The 13,140-nt window shown below is 44.6% G+C and carries 15 protein-coding genes and 1 tRNA gene; 2 read left to right on the top strand and 14 right to left on the bottom strand.

Going from position 1 to position 13,140, the window contains the following annotated elements:
* Positions 1-34: 34 nt before the first annotated feature.
* From LC1Nh_RS04505 to LC1Nh_RS04480, 6 genes are all read right to left on the bottom strand, one after another.
* Positions 35-2,518, bottom strand: coding sequence for a DNA-directed RNA polymerase subunit A' (locus LC1Nh_RS04505; RefSeq protein ID WP_153550515.1), 2,484 nt, complete (start codon positions 2,516-2,518; stop codon positions 35-37).
* Between the two features lie 12 nt (positions 2,519-2,530).
* On the bottom strand, positions 2,531-4,330 hold the full coding sequence (gene rpoB, locus LC1Nh_RS04500) for a DNA-directed RNA polymerase subunit B (protein WP_153550514.1): 1,800 nt from the start codon (positions 4,328-4,330) through the stop codon (positions 2,531-2,533).
* 89 nt (positions 4,331-4,419) lie between these two features.
* On the bottom strand, positions 4,420-5,877 hold the full coding sequence (locus LC1Nh_RS04495) for a DNA-directed RNA polymerase subunit B'' (RefSeq protein WP_153550513.1): 1,458 nt from the start codon (positions 5,875-5,877) through the stop codon (positions 4,420-4,422).
* A 24-nt stretch (positions 5,878-5,901) separates the two neighbouring features.
* Positions 5,902-6,138: a DNA-directed RNA polymerase subunit H gene (locus LC1Nh_RS04490; RefSeq protein ID WP_153550512.1), complete on the bottom strand. Its 237-nt coding sequence runs from the start codon at positions 6,136-6,138 to the stop codon at positions 5,902-5,904.
* A 112-nt stretch (positions 6,139-6,250) separates the two neighbouring features.
* Positions 6,251-6,916: a RadC family protein gene (gene radC / locus LC1Nh_RS04485; RefSeq protein ID WP_153550511.1), complete on the bottom strand. Its 666-nt coding sequence runs from the start codon at positions 6,914-6,916 to the stop codon at positions 6,251-6,253.
* A gap of 47 nt (positions 6,917-6,963) precedes the next feature.
* The gene (locus LC1Nh_RS04480; protein ID WP_153550510.1) at positions 6,964-7,461 is read right to left on the bottom strand and encodes a hypothetical protein; all 498 of its coding nucleotides are present in this window, start codon (positions 7,459-7,461) and stop codon (positions 6,964-6,966) included.
* Between the two features lie 113 nt (positions 7,462-7,574).
* Here LC1Nh_RS04480 and nucS point away from each other — a divergent pair, with 113 nt between their 5' ends.
* Positions 7,575-8,360 (top strand): endonuclease NucS, encoded by a 786-nt coding sequence (nucS, locus tag LC1Nh_RS04475; RefSeq protein ID WP_153550509.1) that lies wholly within the window; start codon positions 7,575-7,577, stop codon positions 8,358-8,360.
* Positions 8,361-8,402: 42 nt separating this feature from the next.
* Here the strand turns inward: nucS and LC1Nh_RS04470 are convergent, their stop codons facing one another.
* Positions 8,403-8,600, bottom strand: coding sequence for a hypothetical protein (locus LC1Nh_RS04470; protein ID WP_153550508.1), 198 nt, complete (start codon positions 8,598-8,600; stop codon positions 8,403-8,405).
* A 66-nt stretch (positions 8,601-8,666) separates the two neighbouring features.
* Between LC1Nh_RS04470 and LC1Nh_RS04465 the strand changes: the two genes are divergently transcribed.
* The gene (locus LC1Nh_RS04465; RefSeq protein WP_153550507.1) at positions 8,667-10,619 is read left to right on the top strand and encodes a diphthine--ammonia ligase; all 1,953 of its coding nucleotides are present in this window, start codon (positions 8,667-8,669) and stop codon (positions 10,617-10,619) included.
* Here LC1Nh_RS04465 and LC1Nh_RS04460 read toward each other — a convergent pair.
* The 7 genes from LC1Nh_RS04460 to LC1Nh_RS04430 all read right to left on the bottom strand — a co-directional run bounded on the left by LC1Nh_RS04460 (position 10,603) and on the right by LC1Nh_RS04430 (position 13,133).
* Complete coding sequence (locus LC1Nh_RS04460) at positions 10,603-11,019, bottom strand: hypothetical protein (RefSeq protein WP_153550506.1); 417 nt, start codon at positions 11,017-11,019, stop codon at positions 10,603-10,605. The two genes, LC1Nh_RS04465 and LC1Nh_RS04460, sit on opposite strands and share 17 nt — an antisense overlap.
* A gap of 95 nt (positions 11,020-11,114) precedes the next feature.
* A complete protein-coding gene (locus LC1Nh_RS04455) occupies positions 11,115-11,603 on the bottom strand; it encodes an 8-oxo-dGTP diphosphatase (protein WP_153550505.1) in 489 nt (162 codons plus the stop codon).
* Between the two features lie 51 nt (positions 11,604-11,654).
* Positions 11,655-12,035, bottom strand: coding sequence for a DUF120 domain-containing protein (locus LC1Nh_RS04450; RefSeq protein WP_153550504.1), 381 nt, complete (start codon positions 12,033-12,035; stop codon positions 11,655-11,657).
* On the bottom strand, positions 12,036-12,515 hold the full coding sequence (locus LC1Nh_RS04445; protein WP_153550503.1) for a DUF456 domain-containing protein: 480 nt from the start codon (positions 12,513-12,515) through the stop codon (positions 12,036-12,038).
* A gap of 37 nt (positions 12,516-12,552) precedes the next feature.
* Positions 12,553-12,684 (bottom strand) — tRNA-Lys (locus tag LC1Nh_RS04440).
* Positions 12,685-12,740: 56 nt separating this feature from the next.
* Positions 12,741-12,968, bottom strand: a complete 228-nt coding sequence (locus tag LC1Nh_RS04435; RefSeq protein WP_153550502.1) for a hypothetical protein — start codon at positions 12,966-12,968, stop codon at positions 12,741-12,743.
* A gap of 3 nt (positions 12,969-12,971) precedes the next feature.
* Complete coding sequence (locus LC1Nh_RS04430; RefSeq protein WP_153550501.1) at positions 12,972-13,133, bottom strand: 50S ribosomal protein L37e; 162 nt, start codon at positions 13,131-13,133, stop codon at positions 12,972-12,974.
* Positions 13,134-13,140: the final 7 nt, after the last annotated feature.

Raw genomic sequence — 13,140 nt, 5'->3', positions numbered from 1 at the left:
GAATGCCAGAAATTCGTGTTTGAATTTCGTCATTTTATTCACCTTGGTTTGTGGAAATGTTTGTTGAGATTTTACCTCTGTCGGACTTGCCTGGATCGATTCCGTCTTCACCTGCACGGAACTGGATGATGTCTCCCTGTGCGTTGCGGACGGATTGGTCGTATTCGACTTTGAGGTCCTGTAGTGCGTTGGAGACACGCCTGTACATGTATCCAGATGTCTTGGTACGGAGTGACTTGTCCATCAGTGCCTTTCTCTGGCTCATCTGGTGGAAGAACATCTCCTGTGCATCCAGTCCTTCCAGGATACTGGAGGATACGAATCCTTTGGATTTAGCTGAAAGCTCACCTTTCTTGAAGTGTGAAAGGGTTCTTCCTTTGTATCCTCTTTCGATTCTCTGGTCTCTTACGGAGTTCTGTCCGATGACTCCTGCCATCGCTACAAGGCTCTGCATTGAACCTCTTGCTCCGGAGTCTGCCATGACGAATGCACTGGAATCTTCATCGAAGTTGTCTGTGATGATTTCTCCTGCCTCTGTGAAAGCACCGTTGAGTGCTTTGGTAATCCTGATCTCTCTAGACTGCTCTAGAGTCTTACCTGTGATTGCCTCCATCTTACCTTGTTCGTATTCCTGAAGCAGATCTTCTGTCTCGTCAAGTGCATCGTCGATTTCTGCTTGAATCTTCTCTGTTGCTTCGTCTGATACTTCTAGGTCTTCGAGTCCGATGCTGAATCCTCTCTTTGTCAGGAAGATTGCTCCGACTCTTGAGACACGGTTGATGAATTCTGCAACCATGTCGCTTCCGTATTCGATGCTTAGCTGCTGGATGATTTCTCCACCGTAGTCACTGACTGCGTCGTCGTCAAGTATTCCTTTGACGAGTTCACCGTCTTCGATTACTACTTCGTTGTCTTCTCCTTCATTGATTGTCAGGGAGATGTCATCTGGGATGAAGATTGATACAAGGTCTCTTCCTGAGACTGTGTCTCCTTCTGGAAGGTCTCTTGTGTGTTCTCCTGCTTCAGCCAGGATGTTGAATGCTTTCTCTCTGTCAAGTTCTTTGTCTTCCTGTGTCAGTAGGTAAAGTCCTGATACATAGTCCTGAAGCATACCGATGATCGGTCCTCCCATCTTTGGAGATTTGACATGTTCCTGGACCTTCATCAGTTCTTCTGCTTCTGCCCGTGCTTCCTCCGTCTGTGGGACATGCAGGTTCATCTCGTCACCGTCGAAGTCTGCGTTGTAAGGTGCACAGACATTCAGGTTCAAACGGAATGTTCTATGAGGAAGAACTCTGACCTTGTGAGCCATTATAGACATTCTGTGCAGAGATGGCTGACGGTTGAACAGTACTGTATCACCGTCTGAAAGATGTCTCTCAACTTTCCATCCTTGTCCTGGTTCAATTGCTTCCATTATTTCTTCTTTGTTTTCTTCAGTCAGTCTTCTCCTGTTGCCATCGGGCTGGAATACATAGTTGGCGCCTGGATGGCTATCTGGACCGTTTTCAATCCATTCCATCGCCTGATCGTAGTTGTCCTCTGTGATTTTCTTCGGAACTGTCAACTTTTGTGCGATTACATACGGCACTCCGACTTCGTTGATCCCAATGTTTGGATCTGGAGTGATTACTGTACGGGCGGAGAAGTTGACTCTCTTTCCGATCAGGTTCTGTCTGAAACGTCCCTGCTTTCCTTGGACTCTTTCAATCAATGATTTGAGGCTTCTGCCGGATCTGTGTCGTGCTGGGGGCACGCTGCTCATGTCGTTGTAGAATAGTGTTGCAACATGGTACTGCAGCAGTTCGTGAAGGTCGTCGATGATGAAGTCAGGCGCCTCGATCTCGATGTTGTTCTGAAGTCGCTTGTTAATCCTGATGACATCTACTAGTTTGTGTGTGATGTCGTCCTCACTTCTTTCACCTGTCTCCAGAGTGATTGAAGGTCTCATCGTTACAGGAGGTACAGGTAGATGAGTGAGTACTAGATCTTCCGGTCTACATCCTTCCACTCCTAGCTTGGCTGCCATCTCGTCAGGTATTTCTGAAAGCCATTCCTGGATCTCCTGAGGTGTAATCTTCTCACCGTCTTGATAGTATGTGTATGGTTTTTCGAAGTCGATGTCTGAGATTTCTTCTCCTGTCTCAGGGTCTTCGTTCATCCTGTTGCTTTTTCTCAAGCTCTTGTCTTCGTCCTTGAGTAGGCATGAAACACTGCCGTCGTCGTGGACATTTGTGAATCTGAGAAGGTTTCTAACTTTCTTGGAGTAAAGCACATGGACTACTGGCCGTGAAAGGGTAATTAGGCCGAAGTGTCCTTTACATTCCCTTATTTTTCCTCCACATGTCTGGCAGGTCATTCCTGGGTCGATGACTCCGAGTCCTGGATCCATTACTCCGTCTTCTACAGGGTATCCGTCTGCGTCGTAGACTTCAGCCTGATCAATTTCCTTTACTGCGATGTTTTGAAGCTTTTCTGCGCTCATTACTCCGAAGTCAAGTTCTTTAATGCTCTTCATGAATAATCACCTCTAGTTGTCCTCCAGTTCGATCTCTGTATCCATCATCATGGATTTTAGCTCGTTCATCAGTAGGAGGAATGCATGTGGGATCTCTGTCTCGTCCAGATCTCCGGATTCACAGTTTGGACAGTACTCTTCATTCTCTTCTCTGTCATGGATCGCTATCTCTCCACAGTTCTCACAGACCTTGATTTCTGTCTCGTCTGCTCCGAATCTTTCCTTGAGTAGCAGGGATGCTCCGTGTCCTACGAAGACATCCTTTTCCATCTCTCCGAGGCGGAGTCCACCTTCCTGGCTTCTTCCTTCGGTCGGCTGCTTGGTTAGAAGTGTGACAGGTCCTCTTCCTCTTGCGTGGACCTTGTCTCCAACCATGTGGCTTAGCTTCATGTAGTAACCTGGACCGATCATGATCTCTGCTTCCATCTCTTCACCGGTTACACCGTTGTACATCGTCTCTTTACCGGAAGATTCAAATCCTAGCTCTTCCAGTTGGTCTCTTAGTTTGTCTTTGTCTTCGTTGTGGTATGCTGAACCGTCTACTGGCTCTCCACGAAGCGCTCCGACTTTCCCTCCGATTAATTCGATTATCTGTGACACTGTCATACGGCTTGGGATAGCGTGAGTCGACATGATCATGTCAGGGGTAATTCCCTGCTTTGTGAATGGCATGTTTTCTTCCGGTGCAAGCATTCCGATTGTACCTTTCTGTCCGTGTCTTGTTGCGAACTTGTCACCGAGTTCCGGGATTCTGTACTCTCTCATCTTTGTCTTGATGAGTTTGTCTCCGTCTCCTGTCTCTGAGACCATTACTTTGTCGACTTTTCCTTGTTCTCCGTGTCTGACAGTTAGAGAGGTTTCTCTTCTGTCTGCCAGTCCCATCTGTACTTCTTCTGCTCCTCCGGATCCAAGGAATTTTGGTGGAGATGTCTTTCCGACTAGTACATCGTCTGAATCTACTTCTGTTTCTGGGTTGGCTAGTCCGTCTTCGTCTAGGTGGCCGTAGACTTCTTCTCTTCTGTATCCTCTGACATCTTTGTCTGGGATTCCGATCTCGTCTTTCTGTCCTCCCCAGTATCTCTGAGCTTCTGTCTTGTAAGTACGCATGTAGGTTGATCGTCCTGTTCCTCTTTCGACTGAGGCTTTGTTCATTATGACTGCGTCCTCGATGTTGTATCCGTCGAAGGATGCTAATGCGATAACCATGTTCTGTGCGATCGGATGGTCTCCGAGAATACTGTTGAATGTATTTGTCTCAACGATAGGCTGCTGAGGGTATGTTAGGATGTTTGATCGTGTTTCAAATCTTTGGTGGAAATCTCTTGTAGGCATTCCCAGGCTCTGTCCTGACATCTTAGCACCGAAGTTTACACGGTCACCACGATTGTGTTCAGGATAAACAACTAGGGAAGCAGATAGCCCGTTGATGATCTCTGGGTCGATGTCTAGGTGTGTATGTTCTTCTGTGATTTCTTCTCTTTCCATGGCGACATAGGCGTTCTCCTCTTCCTCTGCGTCCATGTACTCGATTTTTCCTTCTTCCTCGAAGTCTTCCAAGGTAACTTCTCCTTCAGCCAGTTTTTCAACATCTTCTTCTGTAAGCTGAGGTTCTCCGTCCTCAACGATGATTACAGGTCTTAGTACTCTTCCTGCATCTGTGTTGATCCGGATCTCATCCTTGTCTTCTGCGTAGTAGATTGAGACTTCTTTCTGGATATCTCCCTGTCGTCTTCTATCGATGATTTCTTCTCTTATTTCTTCAGGGTCGTCGATATCGCCAAGGATTTGTCCGTCTAGGAATACATCTGTCATCAGTGAAGCACCTCACTGAATCGTGTCTTAAGATTTCCAATTTTCGATTTAAGCTTCATAGTATCAATTTTGCTCATTTTAATCAACCTCTATTCGACCTCGATCCCTGTTTCTTCAAGCTTCATCTCTAGAGAGTTTTTCTCCATCTTGCTCATTCCGGTTGAAACATTCGCGGACATCGCTAGGTGGGTTCTCAGTCCGATGTTCATACCTTCCGGAGTCTTGATTGGACAGATTCTACCCCAGTGTGTTGGGTGAAGGTCTCTTGCCTCGAAGTGCTGTCTGTCAGCTGAAAGCGGTGAGACGATGTTTCTGAGGTGTGCCAGCGTCTTGATACGATTGTTTCTCTCCAGGCTCTGGCATACTCCTGTTCTTCCTCCTACCCAGTTTCCTGTTGCCATTGCTCCCATAATCTGTTTGTTGAGCGTGTCTGATACAACTGTGGACTGAAGGCTTGGTAGTCTTCCTCTTTTTGCACTTTTCTGGAAGTTGTATTTCATTCTTGCGACCAATCCCCATTTTCCTAGGAAAACAGATCTGAACTGCATTTCTAGGAGTTCTCCTGCCAAGTTTAGTCTTTTGTTGGCATAGTGGTCCATGTCGTCTTCTGTGATGTCGCCTTTTCCGAGCGCGATCACATTTCTGATCATGGATGCAAGAAGCTCTGCCTTGTCTTCTCTCGAGTCTGGTTCCTGTCCTAGGTGTGGTAGAAGATATTCGTCTAGTATTTTGTCGACTCTCTCCTGGACATCTGATGTGATTCCTGCCTGTCTTCCTACATATTCATATGCTTCTTCCTGGTTCGAGGCATCTACCTCGTACAGGTTGAGGTATACATCTGAAGAGTATTCTTCTCCGATCGCTTCTACGATTTCCTTGTCAGTCTCGTAGCCTAGAGCTCTGATCAATGCGATCGCTGGAGTATTCTTCACATTAGCGAATGAGATCTCTACAATATCCTTGTCTCTGACTAGTTGATGTCTCTGGACATATCCTGAGTTCTCAGAGTTGATTCTACAGGTCTGTTCTCCATCGTCTTCTTGGTAGATCGGCTTGTTGTCTGCCATTTCTTCCATGGAGACGATTGTCTTCTCGGAACCGTTAATGATGAAGTATCCTCCTGTATCTTCCGGATCTTCACCATTTCTCCGCTTTTCTTCGTCGTCCCATTCTGAGGTCCAGCAAAGGTCGGATCCAATCATGACTGGGATTTCTCCGATTGTGACTTCTTCGGATTCCTGTTTGACTCCTTCGAAGATCGGTGTCATCTGGACCTTGATCTCTGAGGAGTATGTTAGGTCTCGCATTCGTGCTTCTCTAGGTGTAATTTTTCTTACAGAACCGTCTGCTTCGTTGATCTTAGGTCTTTCGATATCAACATCTACTATCTTTATGACGAGGTCCTCTCCGTCTGGAAGTTCTGGTTCGATTGAACCAACTTCGTTTAGAATCGCTTGAATCCTTTCTTCAACAAAACGGTTGTAGGATTCAATCTGGTGTTTTACAACATTTCTATCAATCATCTGCTCTAAGAACTCTTCCTTCATTATTTTTTCACCTGAGAAACTCGGTTATCTTTCGATAACTCTTCTGTAGTAAGTGGTTTTTCCGGCTGTAGGACTGTCTCTTTCTATCTCTATAACATCGCCAACTTCGACATCCATCTGCTTTAATGCGGCGTCAGTGCGCTCTATCTTCGGCAAATCACTTTTGTCCGCATCATATTTCTCGAGAACTTCTTCGATCTCGTCTTCAGTCATTTTGCGATGGTCTGGAACAGCCCGGTGGTCACGAATGTCTATCGCCATGGTTGGAAATCAACTCTTGACAGCCTTAGAAAACTGTTTTAGCTACATATAGGACCGCTCGAGTAAACTTTAAATAGGGTGGGGAAAACCACCGAAAGGTATATAATGAGACCTATTTCCAGAGAGCAGAACTCTTCCTCAAACTGGTTATGTCATCTCCAACAACCGTATGATCCAAAATACCGATATCCAACTTTTCTCCAAGATTAATTAACTCTTTGGTAAACTCTAAATCCTCTTCAGTAGCATCAGCTTTACCTGAAGGATGATTATGCGCCAAAATCAATGCAGAAGCATTAGACCTCAGACCTTCTTCAAAGATTTCACGCATCTCAAGATCCACTGAAGAAACACTGCCATCAAACTCCTTTTCGGCCACTATTTCGTTCCCGGAGTTCAGATAGAAGACTCGTGCCCTCTCACTCTCCAAGAACTTCATGTCCTCAACCTGAGACTCGACATCACTGAAACTCTCAATCCTCTCCTTCTCGGTCCTCTTCATCCTTCTACCCAGCTCTCCAGCAGCCAGTAACTGACCTGCCTTCACTCTTGAAATGCCATCAAAATCCTTCAACTCATCCAAACTCCTGTCAGCCAAACCATCAAGAGAAACCTCATCCAAGATCTCACCCGACAACTCCTTCACATTCTTACCCTGGATCCCAGTCCTAATGATAATCGAAAGAAGCTCGACATCCGAAAGAGCAGAAACGCCTCGTTCTTCTAATTTCTCTCTAGGTCGCTCCGACTCTGGTAGTTCCTTGACTGTGTAGTCCATGATTTAGAATAGAAGATTAGATGGATAAAATGGAAGGGAAAGAAGAGTTAGAGATTAGTTCTGTCCTGCAATGTTGCAACTTCACCAAGTGCAGTTTGAACCTGTTCGATAGGTCTAAATTCATCTCCTGGTTCTTCTATCATCTCGTAAGTTTCTGAATCATGAACTTCGTCCCAGGCTTGTACAGCCTGCTCAAAGTCGTTATAGGTAAATTCACCGTTGAATGGTTGTGTAGACTCATAGACCGAATTTACTTGATCTCCAGGTATTTCCTGAGTTGCTATTTCGTCTGATGTTGGCCTGCCTAGAATTTCTCTTACTGTATCCAGTCTTCCCCCTTCCTCAGTTTGTTCTGCCAAATCTTCACAGTATTCAGCTGCTTCTCTGAGTGCAACAGGCATCTGAAATACTAAAGGTCCAGGATTTGTAGGTTCGCTCATTGAACTTGGACCGTAGTTCACTGCACCATGAGTTAGTCCAGACTCAGCTCTTTGAAGGTTTTCTGATGATTCACGAAGTTTATTGGTATAGTCGTTCTGTCCCATTTTAATCGCCTTATTAGATCCAAATAAATAAACTTTTATATATGTTGTCATTGATAAGTGATATCTGGAAGATAGGGTTTATCTCTCTTAATTTTATCTAACTATTAACATTCATGGAAAAACTAATTCAAAACCCGGATTTCTCAGAAGCAGAAGAAATTCTCTCGGAGTATCTGAAGAGGGAGTACACTGTCCAGATTAATGGTCTCTGCGCCGTCAATTATCAGGGTAGGGCTAAGTCGAAGCTTGATAGGGGTGAGCGGTTGGTGATTAAGAAGCAGGATTCGGCGATTCTGGTGCATGGCCCGGATAACTATCAGCCGAAGAACTGGCAGCCGGAAGTCGATTCCTACACTGTAGAAATTGATGAGGAAGAAAAGCACCTGATTCTGGAGGCGAAGAGAACTAATCCGGAAGAAGTAGTTGAGATCCGTTTTGAGGAGATTGAATTGTTGACAGTTGATCAGATGGTGGACAAATCTGAGTTGAAGGTTTCTGGTGATGAAGTAGATATTCACGAAGCCATAGAAGAGGAACCTGGGATAGTTGAAGAAGAGCTGAAGGTTATTGAAAGGGAGAAGGAGACTCCGGCCGGTTTCATCGATGTGTTCGCCCGAGACAGTGATGACAGCTATGTAGTTATTGAAGTTAAGCGCAACCCGGACTACAACACTGTTCTCCAGCTACAGAGATATGTCGATGAAATAGAGGATGAATTTAAAGGAGGTATCCGAGGTATACTTGTTGCACCAAAGATGACGGATAAGGTGTTAGATTATCTAGAGGAAAGAGATCTGGAGTTTGTCGACGTGGAAATGGCGGATGTGATAAACTCCTATGAAGCTATTGACAACAGTCAGAAAGGTTTGAGTGACTTTGGTGCGGATTACGAGGTTTGATCCAGAGCAGGGATATCTCGTAGAGAAAAAGAGTAAAATTGTTTAGAAGTCTTCGTGAATCCAGTATCTCTCTACATGGTCAGGATTTAGCCAGTGGATTTCGTCGTCTCCGTCGACTTTAACCATTCCGTTCTCCAGAAAATCAGTGTTGTGGAGATGTAGTTCTCTGTCCTCACCTGAACTCAGTCTGATCATGATTTCACCGTTCTCGTGTAGAGCATCCCGTAAAATATCGTACACTTCAAATTCACCTGGAGAAAACTTCAAAGTGGAAACTCAAAAAGATTCCCTGCAACAGAAACCAGTATGTGTGGGATAGCAGGAGCAGAAAACCAGGAAACAGTAGAGAAACTTGTCAATGAGATGCAGCATAGAGGCAGCTCCTGCCAAACACAAAAGACAGAAAACTTTACTCTAGGCCATGTACTGCACTCTGTAGTCGGAGAACTGGAACAGCCGATCGAAGAGGAAGGTATTCTTTCCGCAAACTGTGAAATATACAACTGGCAAGAACTGAACAGAAAAAATGGCTGGGAGACAGAGAATGACGCAGAAACACTTCTTAAAGTTCTGGAGGAGAAAGGAGTAGAGGGTTTAGAAGAGATAGATGGAATATATGCATTTGCCTATATTCGAGACGGCGAATTAATTTTAGCTCGAGATCTTTTAGGAGTTAATCCGATCTGGTACAGTGAAGACCCTTTTGTATTCGCCTCAGAAAAACAGGCACTGGAAAAACAAGGTGTGGAGTCGAGAGAACTTCATCCTAGGCAGATTCTAAAATACGATATCGAAGAGGAAGAGATGAGTTTTGAGCAGCGAGAATTCTTTGAAATAGATGTCAAGGAGGAAAAGGAATTAGAGCAAGCTGCTGAGGAAATTAAGGAAAAATTCTTGGAAGCAGTTGAGAAAAGGATTCCTGAAGGCGGTGTAGGACTCCTATTTTCTGGTGGTGTTGATTCCACATTGATTGCGGCAGCTTTACAGGAACTGGGCAAAGATTTCACAGCTTATACTGCTGGAATACAGCATGGGAATGTCAATGCGCCTCGTGATATGGACTGGGCAGAAGAAGTCGCAGAAGATATGGGCATAGAGCTGGAAAGCTATGAGGCAGACCTAGAAGAAGTAGAGAGGGAAATTCCCAAAATTACGGATTGGATTTCATCTACTTCAGTTGTGAAAAATGGTGTCGCACTGCCATTCCACTTTTCGCTGCAAAATTCCTCAAAGAGCGAAAAAGTGGTTTTCTCAGGTCTAGGCTCTGAACAGCTTTACGCAGGTTACCACAGGCAACAAGGTTACTTGAACAAGGAGTGTCTCTCTGGTCTGCGATCAATTTTTGAAAATGATCTATACAGAGATAATGTCGTCAGCTTCAGGAACGGCTATGAAATAAGGCTTCCATTCCTTGATCAGGAACTTATTGAGCATGCTCTAACTATTCCAGAAGAGTACAAAGTGAAGGACGATTACAGGAAGTATGTGTTGAGGAAGGCTGCTGAGAAACTTGGGGTTCCGGAGAAAGTTGCCTGGAGAGGTAAAACTGCTGCTCAGTATGGCAGTAACTTCGATAAAGCTATTTCCAGATTAGCGAAGGATAATGACTACGATCACAAGCAGGAATACTTGAATAGTTTCCGTGATAAGTTGAATAGGAAGCTGGTGGCTCTTACATCGGGAGGCAAAGACTCAAATGCAGCACTTTACCGTATTCAGAGAAGAAACAATAAGATTTCATGTCTACTGACTTTGAGATCGGAGAACAAGCACAGTTACATGTTCGACTCCAAGAAGGAGAGGAAAGATATTGAATGGCAGAGCGAACAGTTGGATATTCCTCTGGTTGTGCAGGAGACTGAAGGCGAGAAAGAAGAAGAGTTAGAGGATCTCAGAGAAGGTTTAAAGAGAGCCAAGCAAGAGTACGGAGTTGAAGGAGTAGTTGCTGGAGCTATAGCCTCTACTTATCAGCGTGACAGAGTCGATAGAGTTGCAGAGAGGTTGGGCTTGAAGGTTTTTGCTCCGCTGTGGCAGGAGAATCAATCGAGATATATGAAATGGCTTATCCGTGAAGGTTTCGAGGTTGAGATCACTGATGTCGCGGCACGAGGTCTTACAGAGGAGTGGGAAGGCAGAGTTCTAAAAGAGGAGAATATTGATGATTTATTGGATTTGGCTGAGGAGTACAGATTTAACGCCGCCGGTGAGGGCGGCGAGTATGAGACGAAAGTGGTTGGTTTTCCTAATCAAGTTCAGTGATTTGTATTCCAAATTCTTCAGTCCAGGTGTTTTTTCTGTTTCTTGAGTGTTCTCTGTTTCTGGCAGTGCGTATGCCGTATTCTGCGAAGATGTTTCCTAGTCCATGATTCAATATTTTCTCCGCATATTCTTCGGCGCTTTCCCTGGAGTCGAAAATGTTGTTAGGTAGATCATACTTGTTTGGCTGATCTTTGTTTTTTGCTGACATTGGTTCGTAGACTGTAACCCAATTTCCATCATTGTTTCGTACTATATCTAACTTCGAATGATGCGTTATAGGATCCTCCATCATTACATAAGCGCTTCCGGAATCGCTCTGAAGTTTGATCCAATCTTCGGGAATACTTGACTCAGATTTTAGCTCGTTTTCAGAATTTCCAGAGTACTCTTGTGCTGGCAATATAACCCCTGGGAGAATAGTTTGATTCTACTTGATTAAAAATCGAACCGAAAAATTAAGTGTCGAAGTTTCCAATTATTCACTAAGTACCTCAGTTATAGGAACCTTGGCTCTTCAAATTCGTGACTTTGAATCTCGTCTCCTTCTTCATCGAAATAGAAACGAGCCAGGAACTTCTCATCCTTCAGCATCTTCGGCACCCAGTACTTATCATCAGGCCACATATCCTCGTAAGGCAGATTCTCGGTTTCAAACCATTCTGGCCTTGCTTCCTCTGTCTCTTCAGGTTCTCCAGAAAAACCTGAAGCCTTGAATACATGGACGAACTGGAAAGGATCTTCGCCGAATATAAACTCTAGTTCACCGACTTTTTCAACATCTTCTGGAGCCAACTTCAGTTCCTCTTCTGTCTCTCTAATTGCACATTCTTCCGGTGTTTCGTCGCCTTCAAGCTTGCCGCCTGGACCATTGAACAGTCCTTCGCCAACACCTCGCTTCTTCTCGATAAGCAATGCCTCTCCATCTTGGATTATGAACAGCAATGTGGCCTCGGTAGCCTCTTCCCTAAATTTTTCTCTTTCCATTACCTTAGAATTTTGTCTGCAGCTTCGTAAATATTTTCCGTCAGTAAAGACTCAATTGTGTTCTAACTTGACTTTGTCTCCATCCTCTAAATTAAATTTTTTCCGCAACTCAATAGGTGCCACAACCTCTGCAACAGACTTGGGATGATCAGTAAACTCCAGTCTAAGAAGACCACACTCAACGCCTTCAATCTTGCATGGTGTTACATCCACATCGCTTAGCCGTTCACCGTCTTCGTAGATTTCTCTAATTTCTAAGGTTTCAGAGTTCTCCTCGAACGCCTCTCGTGTTTTTTCCTCGACTTCCAGGTTTAATGTTCCGGGAAACGGCCTGAATCCCAGTGTTTCATCAAATGCTTCTTGGTAAACTTCCTTCCCAATATAGTACTCTCCGTCACCCATGCCAGAAGTCACTGTTCCTTCTAGCTCCAATTATATCACCATTGAAATCAGGAAAGCAATGAGAATCGAAGCAGTCAGTACTGCTTGGACAATGGAAGAACCTAGAACTCCGATAGTAGCGTACACAGCTGCTTTCAAACTATCTCTTTCGCCTCCATGAATCAAGTATTCACGGATTAGAACTGTTAAAGCTACTCCTGCAGCTAAACCAAGTGGATTACCTGCAGTCACTATAAATCCTATTAATCCTCCTATTCCCGCAGCAAGGCTTGTCTTACTCGATGCTCCTCCATATTTAGCTGCTATAGAGCCAGCAAACCAATCGACCAGCAAGGTAAAACCAGCAGTTAAGATTCCAAAAACTGTGAACAAGATACTTGGATCTTCTGTACTGAAGAAATAGATGATTACTCCGGCTAGTGAGAATAGTGCGCCTGGAGCCATGGGAACAATGCTGCCGATCACCCCTGCAAAAAGCAAAATTATTACAATTAGAGTTGTTATTTCCATAATTTCAATTGGTGTAGAAGGTTTTTGAGAATGGTTGCGGGTCCGGCGGGATTTGAACCCGCGACGACCGGCTGCCTTTATTCGAAGAGCGAAGCTCTTCTCGATCCTCGTCCCAGATGGGGCTTGAGGTTTAAAAGGCCGGCGCTCTGCCAGGCTGAGCTACGGACCCAACAAACTTCTGAAAGTTTGATCATCAGAGACCATTCAAAGAATGGTCTTCAAAGTCTAGATTGTTTCCTGTGTGAATTCGCCGTGTTGGATTGCTTCTACGGCGTGGTAAGGGATGAATATTTGGTCTGCTTTGACGAGTTGTGCTTTCTCGTTTTCGTTGAATATGTATGGGTCTGTTATTTCTACTCCGTTCTCTGTGCGGGTGACTTGGTCTTCTGTTTCTGTTAGGTAGTCGCCGCTCTGTGAGAGAACGATGACTGAGAAAGCTTTTTCGTCTTCCATGGTTTATTCTTTGCGTGGCTTGGCTTTGTCAAAGTCGTTTCTTTTCTTTGTTTTGCCGAATCCGCAGGAAGCACATTCGCTTTTACGTAGGTGGAAAGATTTTTCTCCACATCTGCGGCATTTGCCGTGTACTTTCTTGTTTCGTTTTCCTTTGTTCAGTGCCATTAATTAG

It is taken from the genome of Candidatus Nanohalobium constans, assembly GCF_009617975.1.
In the GTDB taxonomy this organism is placed as follows: Archaea; Nanohalarchaeota; Nanosalinia; order Nanosalinales; family Nanosalinaceae; genus Nanohalobium; species Nanohalobium constans.
This window is presented reverse-complemented; position numbering and strand designations above follow the sequence as displayed.